20 protein-coding genes are annotated in these 21,821 nt (G+C 64.1%); 10 read left to right on the forward strand and 10 right to left on the reverse strand.

Features of this window, described 5'->3' with window-relative positions; all coding sequences use genetic code 11:
* Window positions 1-311 precede the first annotated feature (311 nt).
* The 3 genes from AC5RU7_RS17385 (at window position 312) to AC5RU7_RS17395 (ending at window position 1,925) form a co-directional block, all read left to right on the forward strand.
* Window positions 312-1,145, forward strand: a complete 834-nt coding sequence (locus AC5RU7_RS17385) for a response regulator transcription factor (protein WP_494053278.1) — start codon at window positions 312-314, stop codon at window positions 1,143-1,145.
* Window positions 1,146-1,230: 85 nt separating this feature from the next.
* Window positions 1,231-1,650: a YkvA family protein gene (locus AC5RU7_RS17390; RefSeq protein ID WP_494053279.1), complete on the forward strand. Its 420-nt coding sequence runs from the start codon at window positions 1,231-1,233 to the stop codon at window positions 1,648-1,650.
* 74 nt (window positions 1,651-1,724) lie between these two features.
* Window positions 1,725-1,925 carry a hypothetical protein gene (locus tag AC5RU7_RS17395; protein WP_494053280.1) on the forward strand — a complete coding sequence of 67 codons (201 nt, stop codon included), beginning with the start codon at window positions 1,725-1,727 and terminating at the stop codon, window positions 1,923-1,925.
* 768 nt (window positions 1,926-2,693) lie between these two features.
* On the opposite strand, the gene AC5RU7_RS17400 is transcribed toward AC5RU7_RS17395, so the two are convergent.
* The 9 genes from AC5RU7_RS17400 to AC5RU7_RS17440 all read right to left on the reverse strand — a co-directional run bounded on the left by AC5RU7_RS17400 (window position 2,694) and on the right by AC5RU7_RS17440 (window position 12,685).
* Window positions 2,694-4,847: an amylo-alpha-1,6-glucosidase gene (locus tag AC5RU7_RS17400; RefSeq protein ID WP_494053281.1), complete on the reverse strand. Its 2,154-nt coding sequence runs from the start codon at window positions 4,845-4,847 to the stop codon at window positions 2,694-2,696.
* Between the two features lie 69 nt (window positions 4,848-4,916).
* Window positions 4,917-5,225 carry a hypothetical protein gene (locus AC5RU7_RS17405; protein WP_494053282.1) on the reverse strand — a complete coding sequence of 103 codons (309 nt, stop codon included), beginning with the start codon at window positions 5,223-5,225 and terminating at the stop codon, window positions 4,917-4,919.
* Between the two features lie 136 nt (window positions 5,226-5,361).
* Entirely contained in the window at window positions 5,362-6,054 is a 693-nt protein-coding gene (locus AC5RU7_RS17410) for a GntR family transcriptional regulator (RefSeq protein ID WP_494009613.1), read from the reverse strand.
* Window positions 6,055-6,095: 41 nt separating this feature from the next.
* Window positions 6,096-7,550, reverse strand: coding sequence for an NAD-dependent succinate-semialdehyde dehydrogenase (locus AC5RU7_RS17415; protein WP_494053283.1), 1,455 nt, complete (start codon window positions 7,548-7,550; stop codon window positions 6,096-6,098).
* Between the two features lie 26 nt (window positions 7,551-7,576).
* Window positions 7,577-8,830: an aspartate aminotransferase family protein gene (locus AC5RU7_RS17420; RefSeq protein WP_494053284.1), complete on the reverse strand. Its 1,254-nt coding sequence runs from the start codon at window positions 8,828-8,830 to the stop codon at window positions 7,577-7,579.
* A 77-nt stretch (window positions 8,831-8,907) separates the two neighbouring features.
* Window positions 8,908-10,041 (reverse strand): FAD-dependent oxidoreductase, encoded by a 1,134-nt coding sequence (locus tag AC5RU7_RS17425; protein WP_494053285.1) that lies wholly within the window; start codon window positions 10,039-10,041, stop codon window positions 8,908-8,910.
* A gap of 3 nt (window positions 10,042-10,044) precedes the next feature.
* Window positions 10,045-10,812 carry an amino acid ABC transporter ATP-binding protein gene (locus AC5RU7_RS17430; RefSeq protein ID WP_494009609.1) on the reverse strand — a complete coding sequence of 256 codons (768 nt, stop codon included), beginning with the start codon at window positions 10,810-10,812 and terminating at the stop codon, window positions 10,045-10,047.
* Window positions 10,809-11,705, reverse strand: a complete 897-nt coding sequence (locus AC5RU7_RS17435) for an amino acid ABC transporter permease (protein ID WP_494009608.1) — start codon at window positions 11,703-11,705, stop codon at window positions 10,809-10,811. The genes AC5RU7_RS17430 and AC5RU7_RS17435 overlap by 4 nt, the downstream gene beginning before the upstream one ends.
* A 50-nt stretch (window positions 11,706-11,755) precedes the next feature.
* On the reverse strand, window positions 11,756-12,685 hold the full coding sequence (locus AC5RU7_RS17440) for an ABC transporter substrate-binding protein (RefSeq protein ID WP_494009607.1): 930 nt from the start codon (window positions 12,683-12,685) through the stop codon (window positions 11,756-11,758).
* A gap of 414 nt (window positions 12,686-13,099) precedes the next feature.
* On the opposite strand from AC5RU7_RS17440, the gene AC5RU7_RS17445 reads away from it, so the two are divergent.
* Genes AC5RU7_RS17445 through AC5RU7_RS17475 form a run of 7 tightly spaced genes read left to right on the forward strand, consistent with a single transcriptional unit; the run spans window position 13,100 to window position 21,366 of the window.
* A complete protein-coding gene (locus AC5RU7_RS17445; RefSeq protein ID WP_494009606.1) occupies window positions 13,100-13,774 on the forward strand; it encodes a haloacid dehalogenase type II in 675 nt (224 codons plus the stop codon).
* A 27-nt stretch (window positions 13,775-13,801) separates the two neighbouring features.
* On the forward strand, window positions 13,802-15,079 hold the full coding sequence (locus tag AC5RU7_RS17450; RefSeq protein WP_494053286.1) for an NAD(P)/FAD-dependent oxidoreductase: 1,278 nt from the start codon (window positions 13,802-13,804) through the stop codon (window positions 15,077-15,079).
* A 36-nt stretch (window positions 15,080-15,115) separates the two neighbouring features.
* Window positions 15,116-16,666, forward strand: coding sequence for an aldehyde dehydrogenase family protein (locus tag AC5RU7_RS17455; RefSeq protein WP_494009604.1), 1,551 nt, complete (start codon window positions 15,116-15,118; stop codon window positions 16,664-16,666).
* Window positions 16,663-17,784, forward strand: a complete 1,122-nt coding sequence (locus tag AC5RU7_RS17460) for a tartrate dehydrogenase (protein WP_494009603.1) — start codon at window positions 16,663-16,665, stop codon at window positions 17,782-17,784. The genes AC5RU7_RS17455 and AC5RU7_RS17460 overlap by 4 nt, the downstream gene beginning before the upstream one ends.
* The gene (locus AC5RU7_RS17465) at window positions 17,781-18,764 is read left to right on the forward strand and encodes a D-2-hydroxyacid dehydrogenase (RefSeq protein ID WP_494053287.1); all 984 of its coding nucleotides are present in this window, start codon (window positions 17,781-17,783) and stop codon (window positions 18,762-18,764) included. The genes AC5RU7_RS17460 and AC5RU7_RS17465 overlap by 4 nt, the downstream gene beginning before the upstream one ends.
* Before the next feature lie 32 nt (window positions 18,765-18,796).
* On the forward strand, window positions 18,797-20,305 hold the full coding sequence (locus AC5RU7_RS17470) for a CoA-acylating methylmalonate-semialdehyde dehydrogenase (protein WP_494009601.1): 1,509 nt from the start codon (window positions 18,797-18,799) through the stop codon (window positions 20,303-20,305).
* Between the two features lie 11 nt (window positions 20,306-20,316).
* On the forward strand, window positions 20,317-21,366 hold the full coding sequence (locus tag AC5RU7_RS17475) for an NAD(P)-dependent alcohol dehydrogenase (protein ID WP_494009600.1): 1,050 nt from the start codon (window positions 20,317-20,319) through the stop codon (window positions 21,364-21,366).
* 31 nt (window positions 21,367-21,397) lie between these two features.
* Here AC5RU7_RS17475 and AC5RU7_RS17480 read toward each other — a convergent pair.
* Window positions 21,398-21,821 (reverse strand): aldehyde dehydrogenase family protein (locus AC5RU7_RS17480; RefSeq protein ID WP_494053288.1); only part of this gene is annotated, 424 nt, incomplete at its 5' end.

The raw sequence follows: 21,821 nt of genomic DNA on the forward strand, positions 1-21,821 counted from the left end.
GCAATTTGCGCCCCCATTGAGCACAGCTTGATCTTCTGTCTCCGCAACGTAAAAAGGCAATAGTTTTGCGACCCGAATTCTTGCGGAAAAGCAACCTCAAGCAAAACGCAATACTCAACCTAATCTCAAGAAATGCGCACTACCGGTTGGGGAATGGGTGTGTATCCAATTCTTTGGGTAATGTCATGAGGGCTTCCCGAGAATTAGGACCAGGGGCATCCTTTTTGCTTCCGTCTCCGAACACTTAGTGCATTGCGCCAGCAAGTTTGCAGCGCGATGGGCGGAAGCGGATAAGGCTTGAGGGGGCATGGATGGTGGAGCGCGGCGTCGCCGTAGTGGTTGAGGACGATGACGACGTCCGGGACATCCTGACCGAGGTGCTGCTGCAATCCGGTTTTGCCGTCCATTCGACATCGTCCGGCTCTGCGGGTGTCGAAGCCGTATGGGAACACAAGCCGGACATTGTCACTATGGATGTTGGCCTTCCTGATTTTGACGGGCTGGAGGCCTCCCGGCGGATCCGGACCTTTAGCGATGCCTACCTCATCATCGTCACCAGCCGTACCGACGAAGCGGATGCGCTGATGGGATTCGAGGCGGGGGCCGACGACTACCTCACCAAGCCCTTCCGGCCGCGGGAGCTTAGGGCGCGGATCGGTGCCATGCTCCGCCGCCCCCGGACATTGCCCACTGCTCCGGCTGACGGCTCACCGGGTCACGGGCAGTGGCACCGGCGGGATTCAACGGACGCCGGCGGCGGGGCAGCCCCGCATGATCGGCGGGTAGGGGGAGCGCCGCCGGAGCAACAGGAAGTACCGGGTTGCTGCGATTTCGCCCACCGCGGGCTCACTGTGCACGAGGATTCACGGCAGGCGGCCATTGAGGGGGTCCCCGTGGACCTGACGCGCACGCAGTTCGACATCCTGTTGGTCCTGATGGAGAACGGGCGGACAGTCCAGACCAAGGCCGACCTGGTCCGGAGGCTCCGGAACGAGCCCTACAGCACAAACTCCTTCGTCAGTGCGGGCGAGGAGCGTGCAGTGGAGGTGCATGTGGGCAACCTTAGGAAGCGGCTGGGGGAAAGTTCACGGCATCCTCGCTGGGTGGAGACGGTCCGCGGTGTCGGCTACCGCATGACGCAGTAATTCCCCAAAGCGTTGCCGGTCCCCTGCCTTGGCGTAGTCTCGTTCCGGCGCCGGAGGTTATAGCCCCAAACGGGAGGAGACGAAAGTGCACTGGGAGACCATTGCCGGAATAGTGGCAGGCATCCTGCTGGCATACGCCGTTTTGTTGTTCCTCCTGTGGGTGTACGCCCGCCGCCATCCCGAAACGGTCTCCATGAAGGACGCCCTGCGGCTGCTGCCGGACCTGTTGCGGCTCATCCGCGGGCTCGCGGCGGACCGTACTGTCGCCGTCGGCGTCCGCGTCCGGCTGGTGCTGTTGCTGGCCTATCTCCTGTCGCCCATCGACCTGGTCCCGGACTTCATCCCCGTGATCGGCTACGCGGACGACGCCGTGATCGTGGCCCTGGTCATGCGCTCGGTCATCAAGCGCGCCGGCGAAGCAGCGGTCCGGAGGCACGGGCCTGGCAGCCCCGCCGGGCTGGACGTCATCCTGCGGGCGGCGAGGCCCATCGGGCGGACGCAGTAAATTTTGTTGTCCCTACCGGCGCCTTTCCGGCCGCGGGCTGTTAGCGTGGAGGCCCGGCCAATGAAGGAGGAGCGATGACAATCAACTCACCCGATTCCCTGCCCGACGACGAAACGCAGGACGGCGTGGAAGGCGCCGCGGGCAATGCGGCACCTGACAAGAACGACGGCGGGATCCCACGGGGCGGCGACGGCATCGGCATCAGCGTGGACGCCGAACCCAACACCTTCGAGCCCGAGGAGGACCCGGACTCCACAGAGGAACCGGGCAGTTAACCGCCCGATTGGCGGCGCTGCTCAAGGTTTCCTCAAGATTCCCCAAACCGGCCTGTTTTGGAAATTTCAAGTTCCTGCCGGCCGGTAAATTCTTCTTGTTTCCACGTTATTTCCCCAACTAGGAAGCACAGGGAGCCCCCGCGCTGGAGCCTGACTCGCGCGGGGGCTTCACCCCAACCAGGCGATGCCGCTCTGGGCAAGGTAGGAGCGGTAGAGCGGCGGCGTGGACGGGGAAGTCCCCAGTTCGAACCTGGCGGGGAGAGTGGCCCGAGCCCCTGCCCCTGTATGCCCGGCGACGAAGTTCGCCGCCCTGGTTCTGATCTGCATGAATGCCGGCGGCCCGGATACCCGGCACCGCTCTGCTCCTGCAATCGGTGGCAGGGATTTGCAACGCTTTCAAAAACGCGAAAAATCCTAGCGCGTAGATCTGTTGTAGATTGTTGACAATTGCTAAGCTTGGGAACGTTAGCAGCTCACCCCGTCCTTCCAACCGGACCCAGCCCCAAGGAAACACGATGAAGAAACGGCGCATCGACACTCCTGCTTTCGAGCTTGATGAAACGAGCCGGACTGGCCATCACTGCCCCAAAACCGGGTGGTGGTCAGCCGCCGGTGATCCGGCAGCGGCACGGTTCATCACGAAGGGGGAACTCATGCCCGCTTCATGCGGCGAGCCCGTGCTGTGGATGCTGGGGAAAGCTGCCGGGAGCCGGAGCCTTCGGCCCGCAGCTGTTTTCGCTTCCAGCCAGTAGGCGGAACTGAAGGCCCTTACTGCTCCTTGCGCAGCGCGGCCTCGGCCACGAGTTCGGTCAGCCACGGCCGGTGGCCCCGATGGAACACCATCCCCTTCGGAAGTCCCCGTACGGCGGGTACCGAGTTGGCGATATCGATGGTGACCCGCTCTCCGGCCATGGGTGCATTGCTGATATGCAAGTCACCGTAGGACGGCGGCAAGTGGGGATCCATCCAGAACCCCCCGCGGGCAACGTTGGCGTCGTATCTCATCAGGCTCGTCACCAGCTGAATAGGTGACGTCGCGGCCCAGGCCTGGGGCGAGCAGGCCGTCGGGTAGGGTACGGGCTCGCCGTACTGCTCCCTGCTGAATCCGCAGAACAACTCAGGCAGACGGCCCTCGGAGTATTCGGCGGCTTCGAACAGGGCGGTGGAAATGCGCTGCGCCTCTTCAACGAATCCATAGCGCATCAGGCCTGCCGCGATCACGGCGTTGTCGTGCGGCCACACCGAGCCATTGTGGTAGCTGGCCGGGTTGTAGGCGCCCATGTCCGTGGCCAGGGTGCGGACGCCCCAGCCGCTGAACATTTCAGGGGACATCAGCCGTTCCGCAACCAGCGGAGCCTTGTCCTCATCCACGAGACCCACCCACAGGCAATGTCCCATGTTGGATGCGCAGGCATCTACCTGCCGCTTCTTGCCGTCCAGCGCGATGGCGTAGTATCCCCGGTCCGGCATCCAGAACTCTTCATTGAACCGCGCCTTCAGCTCCGCAGCGCGCTCCGCGAGCTCGGCCGCCAGGGCTGTCTCTCCGGTGTCATAGGCGATCCAGGAGCGGGCCATATAGGCGTCATAGACGTACGCCTGGACCTCGCAGAGAGCGATCGGTGGTTCTGCCAGTGTTCCATCAGCAAAGTTGATGCCGTCCCAGGAATCCTTCCAGCCCTGGTTGATAAGTCCCTGGTCATTGAGGCGCTGGTACTCCACAAAGCCGTCGCCGTCCCTGTCGCCGTAATCCCGTATCCAGTCCAGGGCGCGGTCGGCGTGCGGAAGCAGCGCTGCGATGGTGTCCTTGGCGAAACCCCAGCGGCTTACCGACCCCAGGATCACCACGAACAAGGGCGTTGCGTCGATGCTGCCGTAGTAGATGGATTTGCCTCCCAGTGCCAGGGAACTGGAGACGTCGAGCCGCACCTCGTGCAGGATCTTTCCGGGTTCCTCCTCGCTGATGGGGTCCACTACGGCACCTTGCCGGTCAGCAAGGGTCTGCAGGGTGCCCAGCGCCAGGGACGGGTCAACCGGCATGGCCATCTCCGAGGCCCACAGGGAATCCCGGCCAAACAGCGTCATAAACCAGGGCGCTCCCGCCGCCACCACAATGCGCTCCGGGTGGCTTGGATCTTCAATGCGGAGGGCGCCAAGATCGTCATAACTGCGGCGGAGCGTCCTTTCCACGGACCGGTTACTCATATGCAGTTTGGGGATCTTGGCCACCCATTCCTGCCGGCGGCGGTCGCTGCGCGACAGCTCGCCTTCGGCCGGGCGGACTATGGGGGCCGTGGCGGCCCCGGAGCCGGGCGCCACTGTCAGGACGGTGTTCCACTCTCCGCGCGGCGGGATGGTGGTGACACAGTTCAGCTCCTCACCCTCCGCGTTCCAGGGGGTAGCGGAACTTACGACGACGGACTTCCGGACTTCGTGCCAGCGGCCGCTGATGCTCAGGGTCTTTCCGTCGAACTCACGGGTCTCTGCCCACTCCCGCGGCGTCCGGGCTTCCTTGACTTCAAAGACATCCGCGAAATCCGAGCTGACGGTGAGTGAGACCGCGCATTCCACGGGCGTTGTGGAGTGGTTATGGACGGTGATGTGTTCCACGATGCCGATCCCCAGTTCCCGCCTGCGTTCCACAATGAGCGGGCTGTCCGCGTAGCCGTCCGATCTGGCGACCCTGCAGGCGAAGATTCCCCTGTATGGTTCCTTCGTCTGGGCCGCCAGGGGTTCGAGGGGCTGCCCGTTGACGGCCAGGTTCAACCTGGACAGGATACGCGTGTCCTGGAAGAAGAGCCCGTGCGGATGTTCAGGGTAGATGTCTCCGTTCGGCAGGGAGATGCAGAAGGACGTGCCTTCCACCAGTGTGACCGTGCCGGCGCCAAGTGGTCCCGCCGCCGTGTCCGCGTTCCATCCAGCCATTGCCCGGCCTCCTCGGGGAACTGCCTGACGGGCAACCGCTCCGGGTTTGGGGGGCTGGTTGGCCGTGCGCTACGTGGTATGCCTGAGGCTACTCTTGCCGCACGTTGCAGGCCAGAGCCGCGCGCCGGCGTCGGACTTAATGCCCATGGAGAGCTCGTAATCGTCCTCGATGTGGAAGAGCCGCCGGTCCCCGATGTGGTCCACCACCCAGATTGTCCGGCCGTCGGCGGTACGTTCGTCCACCCTCCCGCTGTAATGGTCAAAGCCCTGCCGGCCCAGTGTCACCAGGTCGCCCGGCTCCAAGGATGACCACATGGTTTCCCGGAGCCTGCGGGCAGCTCGGGTTTCGAAGGCGGGAATGGCCCGGTTGTCTTTCATGTGTGAGTGCTCCGTGCTGACCGGCAGCTGGCGCCAGTGGCAGCAGGCGGTCATGGAAATAAGTGTGGTTGAGTAAGGGCCCAGTTCCGTTGGAACTGGGCCCTTATTTATGCAGTGGTTCAGCGGGTCCTTGCTTCTAGGCGCTGATCCCGGCTGCTTCAGGATCAGACGTAAGGTCCTCCACCGCCTTCTGCATGTGGCGTTCAATGGCATGCTGGAGTCCGTTGCGATCGCCTGTTTCCAGGTGGTCGAGGATCTTCTGGTGTTCCTGTACCAGGACGTCGATGCGCGGGTAAGCCACTTCCAGCCCGAGGATACACATGCGGGATTCGGCCGCGAGTGTCTCATAAATCCGGATCAGGCGGGTGTTGCCGGTGCCTGACACGAACGTGGTGTGGAACTGCATGTCCAGCCGTGCCAGCGACTGCCAGTCTGAGGCCTTCACCTGCTTGGCCATGTTTTTGATGATGCCCTTGAGTTCCCTGCAGGTGGCAGCAACCTGCTCGGGGTCCGAGTTGAGGAGGGTGTTGGCGGCAGCGAGCTCCACAGCCTCGCGGACGGCGTAGATTTCCTTCACGTCATCCGCCGTCAGCTCCAGTACGAAAACCCCGCGGTTGCGCTTGCTGACCAGGATGCCTTCCTGGCAGAGCCGCTGCAGAGCTTCCCGCAGCGGCCCGCGCGAGGTATTGAGCTGGCTGGCCAGCGCAGATTCGTTGACCTGCTGCCCGGGCCTGAAAGCCCCCTGGACGATCAGCTCCCGCAACTGGTCGGCGATCAGTTGCGCCGTGGGGCGACCTTCCAGTACGAATGTTGCCTCCGGTGCCGCCATTGACATCCCCTCATTTCATGCTTCGGCAGATTGCATTCTTGTTAGAACGCTATTGCTGTGTACTTGTACTCCAGGAATTCGTCGATTCCCACTTTTCCGCCCTCGCGTCCCAGGCCCGACTGCTTGACGCCCCCGAAGGGTGCGGCAGGGTTGGAGACGATGCCGGTATTGATCCCGACCATTCCAACCTCCAGTTCCGCCGAGAAGCGCATGGCTTTTTCCATGCTCTCGGTAAACACGTAGCCCACCAGTCCCCACTCCGTGTCGTTGGCCAGGCTGAGGACCTCGTCTTCGCTGTCAAAGGACGATATGGCTGCCACCGGCCCGAAAATCTCCGTGCTCATCAGTTCGGCATCCCTGGGAACATCCATCAGGACCGTGGGAGTGAAGAAGTACCCGGGGCCTTCCGGCCGAGTTCCTCCGGTCAGCACTCGCGCACCCTTGGCCGTCGCATCAGCGACGAGGCTTTCGACCTTGTCGAGCCCCTTCTGCTCGATCAGAGGCCCGACGTCGGTGCCCGCCACAGCGCCGTTGCCCACCTGCAATTCTGACATCTTCTTGGAGAACTTCTCGCCAAACTCCTCCACCACGGACTTGTGGACGAAGAAGCGGTTGGCTGCGGTGCACGCCTCGCCCATGTTGCGCATCTTGGCTTTCATGGCACCGTCAACGGCCTTTTCGATGTCAGCATCGGCCAGGACGATGAAAGGTGCGTTGCCGCCCAGTTCCATGGATGAGCGCATGACGTTGTCGGCCGCCTGCCGGAGGAGGACCTTGCCCACCTCGGTGGAACCGGTGAAGCTGATCTTGCGGGCGATGCCGCTGTCCGTCCACGTGCGTACCACGCTGGAAGCCGAAGCCGTGGTGACGACGTTGAGCACGCCGTCGGGAAGCCCTGCCTCTTTGAAGATGGCCACCAGTGCCAGCGACGTGAGCGGTGTGAGCTCTGCCGGCTTGAACACCATGGTGCAGCCGGCGGCGACGGCAGGGGCGATCTTGCGGGCACCCATGGCAAGGGGGAAGTTCCAGGGAGTAACCAGCACCGAGGGTCCCACAGGTTCCTTGGTGATCTGGATGCGCGTGGTTCCGTCCACGGATACCGTGCTGTCGCCGCCGATGCGGACGGCTTCTTCGGAGAACCAGCGGAGCATCTCAGCGCCATAGGCAACTTCCCCCTTGGCTTCGGCCAGGGGCTTGCCCATCTCGGCAGTCATGATCGCCGCGAGATGGTCGGTATTGGCGGTGACCAGTTCATAGGCGCGGCGAAGGATGTCGGCCCGCTGGCGCGGGGTGGACTTGCCCCAGGCCGCCTGGGCCCGGCCGGCGGCTTCGATGGCCCGCACGGCGTCCTCGGGCCCGCCGTCGGCTACGTGGGCGATGACTTCGTTGGTTGCAGGGTTTTCCACGGCGAACGTGGCGCCGTCGGTGGCCTGCTGCCACGTTCCGTCAATAAAGAGCCCGGTGTGGAGGCTGTTGGGATCAAAGGAGGAGTTCATGGTGATCTTTCAGTGATCAAGGGCGATTAGGAGGTGGCAGTTTTGAGGGCCTGGGTGAACCTGGTCAGGCCGGCCTGGATTTCGTCGCTGGTGACGTTGAGCGCCGGGATGATGCGGACGACGTTGCCGTGCGGGCCGCAGGTGAGGAGGAGCAGTTCTTCCTTGATGGCGGCCTGTTGGACGGCCAGCGCCGTGGCGGCGTCCGGGGTGTTGTCCGCGGCGGTGAATTCGACGCCCTGCATCAGGCCCCGTCCGCGGACGTTGCCGATGCCGGCGAACTCGGTCTGCAGCTTGTCGAGTCCGGCGCGCAGTTCGTCGCCTCGCTGCAGGGCGTTTTCCACCAGGTTTTCCCGGCGGATGACCCCGAGGGTGGCGACGCCGGCTGCAGCGGCGACGGCGTTTCCGCCGTAGGTTCCGCCCTGGGAGCCGGGCCAGGCCTTGCCCATCAGTTCAGCTGAGGCGGCGATCGCTGAGATGGGGAAGCCACTGGCCAGGCCCTTGGCCGTGATGACGATGTCAGGGGTGATGCCTGCCCAGTCGTGTCCCCAGAATTTGCCGGTGCGTCCGACGCCGGCCTGGACCTCGTCGAGGATGAGCACGATGCCGTGGCGGTCGGCGCGTTCGCGCAGGCCCTGCAGGAAGGCAGGGGGAGTGGGAATGTAGCCGCCGTCACCCAGGACAGGTTCGATGATGAAGCCGGCCGTGTCCGCGGGCGTGCTGATGCTCAGGAGGATGTGGTCCAGTTCCTTGAGGGCGAAGCTGACCGCGGTTTCCTCGTCCCAGCCGTACCGGTACCAGTGCGGGAAGGGCGCGACGTGCACGCCGCTCATGAGGGGGGAGAATCCGGACCGGAACTTGGTTCCGGCGGTGGTCAGGGACGCTGCCGCGACCGTCCGTCCGTGGAATCCGCCCTGGAAGGAGATGATGTTCGGCCGGCCGGTGGCCATCCGGGCCAGCCTGACAGAGGCCTCCACGGCTTCTGATCCCGAAGTTGCGTAGAAGACGCTGTCCAGCCCCTGGGGCAGGACCTCCCCCAGCAGTTCCGTGAGTTGCAGCAGGGGCTGGTGCATCACGGTGGTGTACTGGGCGTGGACAATCTTGCCCACCTGCTCGCGTGCCGCGGCCACAACATCGGGGTGGCAGTGGCCGGTGCTGGTGACACCAATCCCGGTGGTGAAGTCAAGATACTTCTTGCCGTCGGTGGCGTGGATCCAGCTGCCGGAGGCATGGTCGACGACAACAGGAGTCGCCTGCTTCAGGATGGGGCTCAGGGTTGCCATGTCTTCTTACTTTCTTCTAATTGTAGATTGTCAACAATAGGCGACACCGGGTGGTATCGCAAGTTTTCCTGCGGCGGCTAGTTGGTACCGAACCGTTGGGGACGGACAAAATCGAGGCCGCCGTACGATGCCTTGCCGAGTGCCTCGCCAGCGGCGATTTCGCCGTAGCCTGTGGCATTTTTGAACCCGGCGCCGGAGAAGCCGGTGGCGGCGTAGATCCTGCTTGACTGGCCCAGGAAGCCCAGTAAGGGCTGGGAGTCGGTGGTGAAAAGGTCCGGGAAGGCGTCGGAGCGGACGATGTTGGGGTGGAGGCCGGGGAGGAATTCGGTGACGGTTTCGGTGGTTTCTTGGATTTCGGCCTGGGTGAGTTCCCTGGGGACTGCGTTGGGGTCTGGTGTTGGTTTGCCGCGGCCGTCCAGGGTTGCTTTGACGGTGGCTCCGTCCACGGCGGGCGCCCCGTACATGGAGCGGTCCGCGTGGATCCGGATGAAGATGGGGAACTTTTCCGGGGCGAATTGGGCAGCGTCCCGGGCCACGAACCAGGTCAGGAAGACGCGCTTGGTCTGGGTTGCTGCTGTGAGGTGGTCGGGCATGAGGCGTTGGGACCAGCCGCCGGAGGCGATGATGACGTTTTCGAAGGTCCAGGTCTTCGCGCCGGAGGTGATGGTGACGCCGTCGTTGGTTTCGGTGATGGTGTCGATGGGGGTGTTGGTGTGGATGGTTGCGCCGTTGGCCTGGGCGGCTTGGATGGCGGCGGTGACGGCGCGGTCGGTGCGCAGGGCGCCGGCGTGCGGGTCGTAGACGGCGATGTCGTCGGGGCGCAGGTTGTGCTGGGGGTAGCGGTCGGCCATGTCCTCGCGGGAGAGGATGACATGGTCGGCTTTGTTCGCCGCGGTGGTTTCGAGCAGGGCGGTGAGGTAGGGGCCGTTTTTGGTGCCGATGGACAGGCCGCCGCAGCGGGTGAGGATGTCCTGGCCGGTTTCTGCTTCCAGTTCCGCCCAGAGATCACGGGAGCGCTGCAGGATGGGGTAAAGGTCCGGGGTGCCGCGGTAGATCATGCGGAACAGGCGGGTGTCCCCGCCCACGGCGCTGCGGCCGTGGGCGGGAGTCTGTGCTTCGAAACCGGTCACGGAGTCGGTGAGGCGGGAGGCCTGCCAGAGGGCCATGGAGCCGATGCTGCCCAGGCCGATGACGGCGAGTTTTCCGTTCATGGTCTACAGCACCTGGTCCAGGAAGGCCTTGGTGCGGGCTTCTTGGGGGTTGGTGAGGACTTCCCGGGCGTCACCGCGTTCGATGACGTAGCCGTCGTCCATGAAGATCAGGGAATCGGCCACTTCGCGGGCGAAGCCCATTTCGTGGGTGACCACGACCATGGTCATGCCTTTCTTGGCGAGGTCTTTCATCACCGCGAGGACTTCACCGACTTTTTCGGGGTCCAGGGCCGAGGTGGGTTCGTCAAAGAGCATGATCTCGGGGTCCATGGCCAGGGACCGGGCGATCGCGACGCGCTGCTGCTGGCCGCCGGAGAGCTGGGCGGGGTAGTAGTCCCCGAACCCGGCCAGGCCGACGCTGGCGAGCAGTTCGTGGGCGCGTTTGGCGGATTCTTTTTTGTCCGCGCCCTTGACCAGGACCGGCCCGGACATGACGTTTTCCAGGGCGGTCATGTTCGGGAACAGGTTGAACTGCTGGAACACCATGCCCACCCTGGTGCGCTGCTCGGCGAGCTTCTTGGGCGGCAGGGCGTGGTAGGCGGTAGCCGTTTCGTAGTAGCCGAAGTCTTCGCCGTTGACTTTCAGGACTCCGGAGTCGACGGTTTCCAGGCCGTTGATGCAGCGCAGGATGGTGGATTTGCCGGAGCCGCTGGGCCCGATGATGCAGCAGATTTCACCGCTGGCGATCTCGAGGTTGATGTCTTTGAGGACGGTTTTGGGTCCGAAGGACTTTCGGATTTTCTGGGCAACGATCGTGCCGTCGTTACTCATCGGGCAGCACCTTCCGGATCAGTGAGCACGACCGGCTTGGCTTTGCGGGGAAGCCGGGAGGTCGCGCGGGAGTATTTCTGTTCGAGCTTGGATTGGGGGTAGCTCAGCAGCAGGGTCATCACCAGGTACCAGAGGCTGGCGACGATCAGCAGCGGGATGGTTTCGTAGGTGCGGGCGTAGATGAGCTGGGCGCTCTGGAGCAGTTCAGCGACGCCCAGGACGCTGACCAGGGAGGTTCCCTTGAACATACCGATGACCTGGTTGCCGGTGGCCGGGATGATCGATGGCATGGCCTGGGGGATGATGACCTTGCGCATCCTGGTGCCGGCGCTCATGCCCAGGGAGTCTGCGGCTTCGATCTGGCCTTTACCGACAGAGGAGAAACCGCCGCGGATGATTTCGGCCATGTAGGCGGCCTCGTTCAGGGTCAGGCCGACCAAGGCTGCGGTAATGGGGCCCATGATCGCGTTCGTGTCCACGGCGGTACCGATGTCGGTGAACGGGATACCGATTCTCAGGTCCGGGTACAGGGCGGAGATGTTGAACCAGAAGATCAGCTGCACCAGCACCGGGGTGCCGCGGAACAACGTGATGTAGAGCCCGGCGGCGATGGAAACCGGCTTTACGTGCGAGGAGCGCATGATCGCCAGGGCCAGCCCGAGCAGGGTGCCCAGGGCCATGGACGCGACCGTGAGGAAGATGGTGAGCATCAGCCCGCGCAGGATCGACTCGGCAAAGAAGTACTTCGCGACGACGTGCCACTTGAAGTTGGGGTTGGTCAGGACGGAGGAGAGGATCCCGATGCCCACGAGGATACTGAAGATCCACCCGGCATACTCGGCGCGGGTCCGAAGCCGAAGCCGTGGCTTCAGGGCCGGATCAATGCTGTCCATCGTTGCTTCACTTCCTTTTGTGATAGCTGTAGCCATTGGGGGGCGCCCCGCTAGTTCAGCTTGGCGTCGGTAATGGCGCCGGACTCCAGGCCCCAGGTCTCCAGGGACTCCTTGTACTCCGGGGTCTCGAGGACTGACTGGATTGCTGCCTGCATGGCCGGGGTCAGCTCCGAGCCCTTCTTCAGGCCGATGGCGGCCAAGTCGCTGGATCCGACGTTGACCCGCCCAAGGAGGGTGAAGGAGTCCGGCTGCTGCTTCTGTGCCCATCCCAGGGAGGTGGTGTCATACAGGACGCCGTCGATCCGCTTGGAGTGCAGCTGGGTCAGGGCCTCCTGGACGTTGGGCAGGGTCACGGCGTTGATCTCCGGCTGTCCCTTGGAGGTGCAGGTCTGCTCGCTCAGGGCCGGGAGGCGCTTGAGCTGGCCCGTGGAGCCCTGAGTCACGGCGATGTTCTTCCCGCACAGGGTCTCCATCGTGAGGTTCAACGGGTTCCCGGCTGCCACTGCCACCGAGTTGCCGGCCTTGAAGTAATCGATCATGTCCAGGACCTTGAGACGTTCCTCGGTCTTCGACATCGTGGTGGCGGTGAAGTCAAAGCGGCCGCCATCCAGGCCCGGGACGATCGTGTCGAACTTCGTGTCCACGAACTTCAGCTTCAGGTCAAGCTTCTTCGCAACGAGCCGGGCTACGTCCGGGTTCAGGCCGATCGGGGTCTGGTTGTCCTCGGCGAGGAAAGTGGTGGGCGGGTAATGCAGGTCCATCGCAACTGTAAGCTCACCCTTGTCCTTGTAGGACTGCGGCAGCAGTGCCACGGCGGCTGCATCAGGCTGAACGCCTTCTGAAATATCCCTGGTGTTGTTGGTCAGCGACTTCGTCTCTTCCGTTGTGGAACTGACTCCGGCTGCACCACCACAGGCGCTCAGGGCCAGTACAGCGGCGAGCCCTACGGCTGCGGTCTGCAGTTTGTTAATGGTCTTCATGGATGTCTTCCTTCTAGGATTTGAGCCGGGGGACTGCGGTGTCGCCACGGTGATTTGGAATTGAATTGGCGCCTTGTGCAAGGGAGCAAAGGGAATGCGGGGAGCGGCGTCTTCAGTATCGGTTCAGGCCGTGTTTGTGATCCGTGTCTCTTCGGCCTCTACTGCAATGCAACCCCCTCGCAAGTAGATTGTCAACAATTCACAGCAACAATTTTTCTCGCCGGGTGAGTATCGGCGGCGAGTCCGCGAGCGTGAAAAGTTGTTGACAATTTACAATTTGGCCGCCTACAGTCGACGTATCGGGCAGGAGATCTTCCGGCTTGCGCCAGTCCTTTCCCGGTCGCATGTCCGTCACAAAACTTCCCGCCTCAAGGGATGCCCGCTCCAACCTCCTGATCAAGAACGGAACAGAACATGGCAGAGACCAACTTCCGGCCGAAATACATCTCGTTTGATGTCTACGGCACACTCATCAACTTCGACATCGACCCCACCACCCGTCGCCTGCTCGATGGCCGCATCTCCGAAGAGCAGTGGCCCACCTTCAAGAAGCAGTTCCGCGGGTACCGGTTCGACGAAGTCCTCGGCGACTACAAGCCCTACGAAGCGATCCTCCAGGACTCCTTTGACCGGGTGTGCAAGCGGTGGGGCATTGGGCCGACTCCCGGTGCGGGCGCAGAGTTCGCTGAGGCAGTACGCGGCTGGGTTGCGCACGATGACGTGCCGGCTCCGCTGAAGCTGATGGGCGACAACTACAAGCTGGTGGCACTGTCCAACGCCGATGACAGCTTCCTGGACATCAGCATTCCCAGGCTCGGCGCTGATTTCCACGCCGTGTTGACAGCTGAGCAGGCGCAGGCATACAAGCCGCGCTACCAGGCCTTTGAATACATGCTGGACACCCTGAACGCCAGGCCGGAGGACTTCCTGCACGTCTCCTCGCACACCCGCTACGACATGCACCCGATGCACGACATGGGCTTCCGGAACCTCTGGATGCTAGACCGTGGCTATGACCCCATTGGCCCGGGCTACGACCTCAACACTGCCAAGTCCCTGGACGAGATCAACAAGCACCTCGGCCTCTAAGCCGACGACGCGACGAAAGGTCACCCCGTGAAACTCATTCCTTACTGGCTGGACACTGCCGAAGCATCCGGAGACTACCGGCGCACACCGGTACCGGAAAACGTTGATGTGGCCATCATTGGAGCCGGCTTCACCGGCCTCTCCGCGGCCCTGGAATTCGCCAAGCAGGGCGCGAGCGTTGCCGTCTTTGAACGCCACACCGTGGGGTGGGGCGCGTCCGGCCGTAATGGGGGAATGGCGACTACCGGGTTGGCCATCGGTTTCAGCACCGCGGTCAAGCGCTACGGGGGAGCCCGCGCCGTCGAGATGTTCAACGAGTACAACGACGCGATCGACAGCATCGAGAAGCTCGTGCAGGACAATGCGATCGACTGCGACTACAAGCGGTTCGGTAAGCTCTCGTTGGCGTTCCACAAGTCCCACTACGACGGGTTTCTGAAGTCCCAGGAGCTGCTGGCAAAGCTCGCCGACCACCATGTCACGGTCATCCCCAAGTCCGAGATCCACAGCGAAATCGGCACCGATTTTTACCAGGGTGCGATGCTGGATCCGATGGGCGCAGGCCTGCACGTGGGTAAGTTCGTCCACGGGCTGGCAGGGGTTGCCGTTGCAGCTGGCGCGGACATCTGCGAGAACGCAGCGGTCACCGAGCTGAAGAGGATCTCCGGGACCGTCCACGACGTGCACACCACCCGGGGGATCACCCGGGCCAAGCAGGTCCTGGTGGCCACCAGCGGATACACCGGCAACATCACCCCGTGGATGCAGCGCCGCGTAATCCCGGTGGGTAGTTTCATCATCTGCACCGAACCCCTCCCCGAAGACGTGATCAACCGGATTCTGCCGAACCGGCGCCAGGCCTCGGACAGCAAGATGCTCACGTACTACTTCCGGATCACCCCGGACAACAGGCTCCTCTTCGGCGGCCGCGCCCGCTTTGCCTTGTCCAGCCCCGACTCGGACGTCAAGAGCGCGGAGATCCTGCGCAAGGCAATGCTCGATCTGTTCCCCTACCTCTCCAACGCCAAGGTGGACTACATCTGGGGCGGCCTGGTGGACCTGTCCATGGACCAGATGGTCCACGCCGGCGTCCATGACGGGCTCTACTACTCGCTGTGCTACAGCGGCCACGGCGTCCAGATGGCGGCGCACATGGGCAAGCGGATGGCCCACTACATGGCCGGCGACAAGAGCGCCAACGTGTGGGAAGACCTGAAGAACCCGCCAGTGCCGGGCCACTTCGGCCCGCCGTGGTTCCTGCCCTTCATCGGCGCCGCCGCCAAGGTCATCGACCGGGTCAAATAGACCAAACTCACCAGCTCGCCAACCTAAAGGGTTCCCATGCCAACAACACCGGTCGCTGAAGCGCGCCCAAAAAACACCGAGGAAACTGCCTTCAAACGCACCCAGTTCGCCAACCTTCCGGGCGGCGCCTTCTTCGAGGGAAAGTGGCACACCGCCGACATGACCCTGGAGGTGCGGGATCCCGAGGACGGCGTCCTGCTGGGGCGGGTGTGCAGTTCCACGCCGCAGGACGTGGAGCGCGCGATCGCCCATATCCAGCGTCAGCTCCAGGCGGAGGAGTGGCCGTTGCGGGCCCGGCGGGAGGCTCTGGAAAAGGCGGTGCTGCTCCTTGGGGAGCAGGCGGAGCGGTTCGCAAACATCATCGCGGCGGAGAGCAGCAAGACCATCACCGAGGCCGAGCGCGAGGTGCGCCGCGCCGCCGAAACCTTGCGGCTTTCCGCCGCCGCCTCCGTGGAACTGGCAGGGGAGACCCTGGGCTTTGAGGACAGCATGGCCGGTGCGGGCAAGATCGGCTGGTACAGCCGGAAGCCGGTGGGCATCGTTGCGGCAATCACGCCCTTCAATGACCCGCTGAACCTGGTGGCACACAAGCTGGGCCCGGCGCTCATCGGAGGCAACGGCGTCGTACTCAAACCCTCACATCGGACACCACTGACAGGCCTGGCGCTGGTGAAGCTGCTGCTGGAGGCGGGAGTCCCGTCCGGCCGGATCGCCGCAATCGTGTCCGGTCCTGGCGTCTCCGAGGCGCTGGTGACTGATCCCCGCGTGGACCTGATTTCATTCACGGGCGGTCCGGCGACGGCGGAGCGGATCGCCGCGGCAGCGGGCGGGAAGAAGATCCTTTCCGAGCTGGGCGGAAACAACGCCACGATTGTGTGCGCGGACGCGGACGCCCAGGCTGCGGCCGAGGCGATTGTGGCCGGTGCCTTCGGGGTGGCGGGCCAGAACTGCCTGTCGGTGCAGCGGGTGTACGTGCACACGTCGCTGTTCGATACCGTGCTGGAGCTCGTTACCGCGCGCACCAGGCAACTGAAGACCGGTCCCAAGCTGGACCGCGGCACTGACGTGGGTCCCCTGATTTCAGAGGCTGAGGCCCGGCGGGTTGAGGAATGGGTGGAGGAAGCCAAGACGTCCGGCGCCGCTGTTCATGCAGGCGGGCAGCGGCGCGGGGCCTACTACGAACCGACAGTGCTGGCCGACGTGCCTTCCGCCTGCCGGGTGATTCGCGACGAAGTCTTTGGCCCGGTGGTATCCATCCTGCCGTTCATCGAGGTGCAGGACGCGGTGTTCGCCGCCAATGCTACAGAGTATGGACTGCAGGCCGGCGTCTTCACCCGGTCCATCGATCTTGCGCTCCAGATAGCCGAAAAACTGCACGTGGGTTCGGTGGTCATCAATGAAACGAGTGACGTGCGGATCGATTCCATGCCGTTCGGCGGCTTTAAGAAATCCGGTGTGGGCCGGGAGGGCGTCCGGCACGCTGTGCGGGAAATGACCGAGCCCAAGAACACCATCGTCAACCTTGCCGGGGCGCCCATGCAGCGGCAGCACCAGGTGGCCACCCCGGAACGGAGCGTTTCTTCATGACAGCACACAGCATTGCGGTGATCGCCGGCGACGGCATCGGCAAGGAGGTTGTACCGGCCGCGATTGCGTGCTTGGAACGGATCGCGGAGCTGCATTCCCTGGACCTGAAGTTCACGTACTTCGACTGGGGGTCCGACTACTACCTCCGGCACGGCCGGATGATGCCGGTGGACGGACTGGAACAGCTGGCCCGGCACGACGCGATTTTCCTGGGCGCCGTGGGTTCCCCCGAGGTTCCGGACACGGAGTCGCTGTGGGGCCTGCTGATTCCCATCCGCCGGGAGTTCCAGCAGTACATCAACCTCCGCCCGGTCAAAACGCTCGACGGCGTGCGGTCGCCGCTTGCGTCCAAGGAACCGATCGACATCCTCATCGTCCGGGAAAACAACGAGGGCGAGTATTCCGAGGTGGGCGGCCGCGCCTACCGCGGGCAGCCGCACGAGACCGCTGTGCAGGAAACGATTTTCACCCGCCAGGGTGTGTCACGGGCAGCCCATTTCGCGGCGGCGCTCGCCTCGTCCCGCCGCGGCCTGCTGACCTCGGCAACCAAGAGCAACGGCATCATCCACACCATGCCGTTCTGGGATGAAGTGGTGGAGGAAACGGCCCGGCTGTACCCGGACGTGACCCTGGTCAGCGAGCTGGTGGATGCGCTGGCCGCCCACCTGGTGCTGAAGCCCTGGACGCTGGATGTCATCGTGGCCTCAAACCTGCTGGGCGACATCCTCTCTGACTTGGGAAGTTCGGTTACCGGGTCCATCGGCCTGGCCCCGAGCGCCAACCTGAATCCGGATGGCGACTTCCCGTCCCTCTTCGAGCCGGTCCACGGCTCGGCGCCGGACATCGCGGGCAAGGGGCTGGCCAACCCGGTAGGCCAGATCTGGTCCGGTGCGATGATGCTCCAGCATCTCGGCCACCCGGAGGCTGCCGAGCACCTGCAGCTCGCCTTCGAGTCGGTGCTCCGGGAGGGCCTTGGTACCCGCGACGTGGGAGGCCCGTCCTCGACGTCGGAGTTCACGGCCGCGGTCCTGGCCGCCATCGACGTCTACCACGCGCTGGACGCGATCGATGCGCGGGTACCCGGCGGGCCGGCGGCAGCACCGGCGTCGGCCTCATGAGCGTAGCGGGCGCGGGCGCAAAGCCCGTTGTTGCAGTTCTGTACCGGGAGGCCCTGCCGCCGCGGCTTGCTGAGATCGAGGCGCTGGCCGAGGTCCGCCTGGCCAAGGCCGACACACTGGCCGGGGCGATGGACGGCGCCGATGTGCTGTACCAGTGGCATTCGTTCTCCCCGGCGCTGCGTGAGAACTGGGGTGCCGCGTCATCGCTGCGGTGGGTCCATGTGTCCGCCGCGGGGGTGAGCCAGCTGATGTTCGACGAACTGGTGCGCAGCAAGATCCAGTACACGAACTCGCGGGGCGTGCTGAGCCGGGCGATCGCCGAGTTTGCGCTCGGCTTTGTGCTGGACCTGGCCAAGGATTCGCAGGGCTCCTTCAGGCGGCAGCGGGTGCAGCGGTGGGAGCACCGGACCAGCCGGAAGATCCAGGGGCAGCGGGCCCTGGTGGTGGGTACGGGCTCCATCGGGCGCGAGATCGCCTCGCTGTTCCGCGCCGTCGGCATGCAGGTCAGCGGTGCGGGCCGCAGCAGCCGGCCCGGCGACGCCGATTTTGACGTGATCCATTCGTCCCGCGAGCTGGCCCGGATTGTCCCGGGTTTCGACTACGTCGTCCTTGCCGCGCCGCTGACCCAGCAGACCAAGGGGCTGGTGGGCGCGGAGGTCTTGGCGGCCATGAAGCCCACTGCCTGCCTGATCAATGTGGGACGGGGCGAAATCGTCCAGACTGGCGCGCTGGTCGATGCCCTGGCCGCCGGATCAATTGCCGGAGCCGCACTGGACGTTGTGGATCCCGAACCGCTGCCCGAGGGGCACCCGCTCTGGGACATGGAGAACGTGATCATCACGCCGCACATGAGCGGGGACACCGAGGACTACCTCGATGATCTCGGCGCACTCTTCGTGGAGAACCTCAAACGGTACCGCGACGGCGAGCCACTCGAAAACGTCGTGGACAAGACCCTCGGATTCGTCCCAACTTCCTGACCGTATTCCCATCTCTCTAAGGAAACTCCGCCATGCCAACGATCGCCCTCACCAGGATCCCGCACTTTATCGCAGGTACGGAGGCAGTCGGCTCCGGTGACAAAACCCGCCAGGTGTTCAACCCGGCCACTGGCAAGGTGACCGCGGAGCTCCGCCTGGCCAACCGTGCCGACCTGGACACCGCCGTCGCCGCCGCGCGGAAGGCCGCCGACACCTGGGGTGACATTTCCCTGGCCAAGCGCACCGCGGTGCTGTTCAAGTTCCGCGAACTCGTCGCCGCCCACGTGGACGAACTCGCCGCCCTCATCACCGCCGAGCACGGCAAGGTCCTCTCCGACGCCAAGGGCGAAATCGGCCGTGGCCTGGAGGTCATCGAATACGCCTGCGGGATCCCCACCCTGCTGAAGGGTGATTACTCGGACCAGGTGTCCACCGGCATCGACGTGTTCTCCTTCCGCGAGCCGCTCGGCGTGGTCGCGGGCATCACGCCGTTCAACTTCCCCGTCATGGTGCCGTTGTGGATGGCACCGATGGCGATCGCCACCGGCAACGCCTTCATCCTCAAGCCCTCCGAGCGCGACCCCTCCCCGTCACTGCTGCTGGCCAAGCTCTGGAAGGAGGCCGGCCTGCCGGACGGTGTGTTCCAGGTCCTGCACGGCGACAAGGAAACAGTCGACGGGCTGCTGACCCACCCGGACGTGGACGGCATCTCTTTCGTCGGATCCACCCCGATCGCCCAGTACGTCCACGAAACCGCCACCAAGCACGGCAAGCGCGTCCAGGCCCTGGGCGGGGCGAAGAACCACGCCATCGTCATGCCCGACGCCGACCTGGACAACGCCGCCGACCACCTCGCCGCCGCCGCGTTCGGTTCGGCCGGTGAACGCTGCATGGCCATCTCCGTCGCCGTCGCCGTCGGCGACGCCGCGGACCTGATCGTCAAGAAGGTCGAAGAACGTGCCCTGGCCGTGAAGGTCAACAACGGCACCGTCCCCGACGCCGAAATGGGCCCGGTCATCACCCCGGCCTCCAAGGAACGCATCGTCCGGATCGTGACCGAGGCCGAAACCGCGGGTGCGGCCATGGTGGTGGACGGCCGCGACCTGGTGGTCCCCGGCCACGAGGACGGCTTCTGGGTGGGCCCCACCGTCATCGACCACGTCACGACCGAAATGACCGCCTACACCGAAGAGATCTTTGGGCCCGTCCTGGTCGTGGTCCGCGTCGACACCCTCGAGGACGGCATCAAGCTGATCAACGCCAACCCATACGGCAACGGCACCGCCATCTTCACCTCCTCCGGCGCCGCTGCCAGGAAGTTCCAGCGCTCCGTGACCGTCGGCATGATCGGCATCAACGTCCCCCTGCCCGTACCGGTGGCCTACCACTCCTTCGGCGGCTGGAAAGCCTCCCTCTTCGGCGACAAGCACATCTATGGCCCCGAAGGCGTCTCCTTCTACACCCGCGGCAAGGTCATCACCTCCCGCTGGCCCGAAACCCACCACGCCTCCGGCGCCTCCTACAACTTCCCGTCCAACTGAACGCGGGAGAAATGGACGCCACGACCACGATTGCCAGGGCGTATCTGGCAACGTCGCCAACGTCAGACCTCGTACCCGGCACGGTGAAACGCCGGGCTCCGGGAGATTTCGACGTCGTGATAGCCATCAAGTTCGTTGGCATCTGCCATTCCGACATCCACACGGCGCGGGGGGACTGGTCCGTCAACTATCCGGTGGTGGTAGGCCACGAAATTGCCGGAGTAGTGGAAGCCATCGGCCCAAAGGTAACGCGCCATAAAGTGGGAGACCGGGTGGGCGTCGGCTGTTTCGTCGACTCCTGCCGCGAGTGCACAAACTGCCGCGGCGGCGAAGAGCAGTACTGCCTGCAGGGCGCGACCAGCACGTATAACTCCATTGGCCGTGACGGCCTCCCCACTGCAGGCGGGTACAGCACCAGCATCGTGGTGGACGAGAACTACGTCGTGCGCATCCCGGCGGGGATTCGACTCGAAGAGGCCGCCCCGCTGCTGTGCGCCGGCATCACCATGTACTCGCCACTGCGCAACTGGGGCGCAGGACCGGGGAAACGGGTCGCCATCGTTGGCATGGGGGGACTTGGCCACATGGGCATCAAGATCGCAGCGGCGATGGGTGCTGAGGTCACCGTACTGAGCCGGACGCTGAGCAAGCAGGAGGACGCCCTCCGGCTCGGTGCGCACCAGCTGTGTGCCACATCAGATCCGGCTACGTTCGAAAATCTCCAAGGCACTTTCGACCTGATTATTAACACTGCCGCCATGGATATCCACTTGGACGCATACCTCTCCTTGCTTGCCTTGGATGGCACCATGGTCCTGGTGGGTCTGCCGTCTAAACCACTCAGCCAACGGGCCTGGTCGCTCGTTTCCTTCCGTCGCAACCTAGCCGGTTCCAAGATGGGCGGGATTCGGCAAACCCAGGAAATGCTGGACTACTGTGCCGCCAAAGGACTGGGCGCCGAGGTGGAAGTCATCCCGGCGGCCCAGATCAATGAAGCCTACGCCCGCGTCCTCGCCAGCGACGTGCGGTACCGCTTCGTGGTTGACGCAGAAACATTCTAATCTCCCCTCCGCCAGCCATTCCGCGTTGGACTTACACCGCGTAGGGGTCGGCGATGCCGATGTATTGGGTGGTGGTGTATTCGGCGATGCCTTCGGTGCCGCCTTCGCGGCCGAGTCCGGATTGTTTGACGCCGCCGAAGGGTGCGGCGGCGTTGGAGATGACGCCTGCGTTGAACCCGACCATGCCGAACTCGATCTGTTCGGCCACCCTGAGCAACCGGTTGAAATCCTTGCTGTAGAGGTAGGACGCGAGGCCGTACTCGGAGGCGTTGGCGAGGTTGATGGCTTCTTGCTCGGTGGTGAAGGTGGTGACGGGGGCGACGGGGCCGAAGATTTCCTGGCCCAGGATCGCGGCGTTGTTGGGGACATTGGCCAGGACGGTGGGCTGGTAGAAGTAGCCTGGCCCGTCCACGGGAGCCCCACCGGTGACAGCGACGGCACCGGCGTCAACGGCG

The organism is Arthrobacter sp. K410C, from assembly GCF_059090105.1.

Coding starts and splice junctions, on each gene's coding strand:
- AC5RU7_RS17385 (WP_494053278.1), top strand. CDS start 312: ATGGTGGAGCGCGGCGTCGCCGTAGTGGTTGAGGACGATGACGACGTC.
- AC5RU7_RS17395 (WP_494053280.1), top strand. CDS start 1,725: ATGACAATCAACTCACCCGATTCCCTGCCCGACGACGAAACGCAGGAC.
- AC5RU7_RS17400 (WP_494053281.1), bottom strand. CDS start 4,847: ATGGCTGGATGGAACGCGGACACGGCGGCGGGACCACTTGGCGCCGGC.
- AC5RU7_RS17405 (WP_494053282.1), bottom strand. CDS start 5,225: ATGAAAGACAACCGGGCCATTCCCGCCTTCGAAACCCGAGCTGCCCGC.
- AC5RU7_RS17410 (WP_494009613.1), bottom strand. CDS start 6,054: ATGGCGGCACCGGAGGCAACATTCGTACTGGAAGGTCGCCCCACGGCG.
- AC5RU7_RS17415 (WP_494053283.1), bottom strand. CDS start 7,550: ATGAACTCCTCCTTTGATCCCAACAGCCTCCACACCGGGCTCTTTATT.
- AC5RU7_RS17420 (WP_494053284.1), bottom strand. CDS start 8,830: ATGGCAACCCTGAGCCCCATCCTGAAGCAGGCGACTCCTGTTGTCGTC.
- AC5RU7_RS17425 (WP_494053285.1), bottom strand. CDS start 10,041: ATGAACGGAAAACTCGCCGTCATCGGCCTGGGCAGCATCGGCTCCATG.
- AC5RU7_RS17430 (WP_494009609.1), bottom strand. CDS start 10,812: ATGAGTAACGACGGCACGATCGTTGCCCAGAAAATCCGAAAGTCCTTC.
- AC5RU7_RS17435 (WP_494009608.1), bottom strand. CDS start 11,705: ATGGACAGCATTGATCCGGCCCTGAAGCCACGGCTTCGGCTTCGGACC.
- AC5RU7_RS17440 (WP_494009607.1), bottom strand. CDS start 12,685: ATGAAGACCATTAACAAACTGCAGACCGCAGCCGTAGGGCTCGCCGCT.
- AC5RU7_RS17445 (WP_494009606.1), top strand. CDS start 13,100: ATGGCAGAGACCAACTTCCGGCCGAAATACATCTCGTTTGATGTCTAC.
- AC5RU7_RS17455 (WP_494009604.1), top strand. CDS start 15,116: ATGCCAACAACACCGGTCGCTGAAGCGCGCCCAAAAAACACCGAGGAA.
- AC5RU7_RS17460 (WP_494009603.1), top strand. CDS start 16,663: ATGACAGCACACAGCATTGCGGTGATCGCCGGCGACGGCATCGGCAAG.
- AC5RU7_RS17465 (WP_494053287.1), top strand. CDS start 17,781: ATGAGCGTAGCGGGCGCGGGCGCAAAGCCCGTTGTTGCAGTTCTGTAC.
- AC5RU7_RS17470 (WP_494009601.1), top strand. CDS start 18,797: ATGCCAACGATCGCCCTCACCAGGATCCCGCACTTTATCGCAGGTACG.
- AC5RU7_RS17475 (WP_494009600.1), top strand. CDS start 20,317: ATGGACGCCACGACCACGATTGCCAGGGCGTATCTGGCAACGTCGCCA.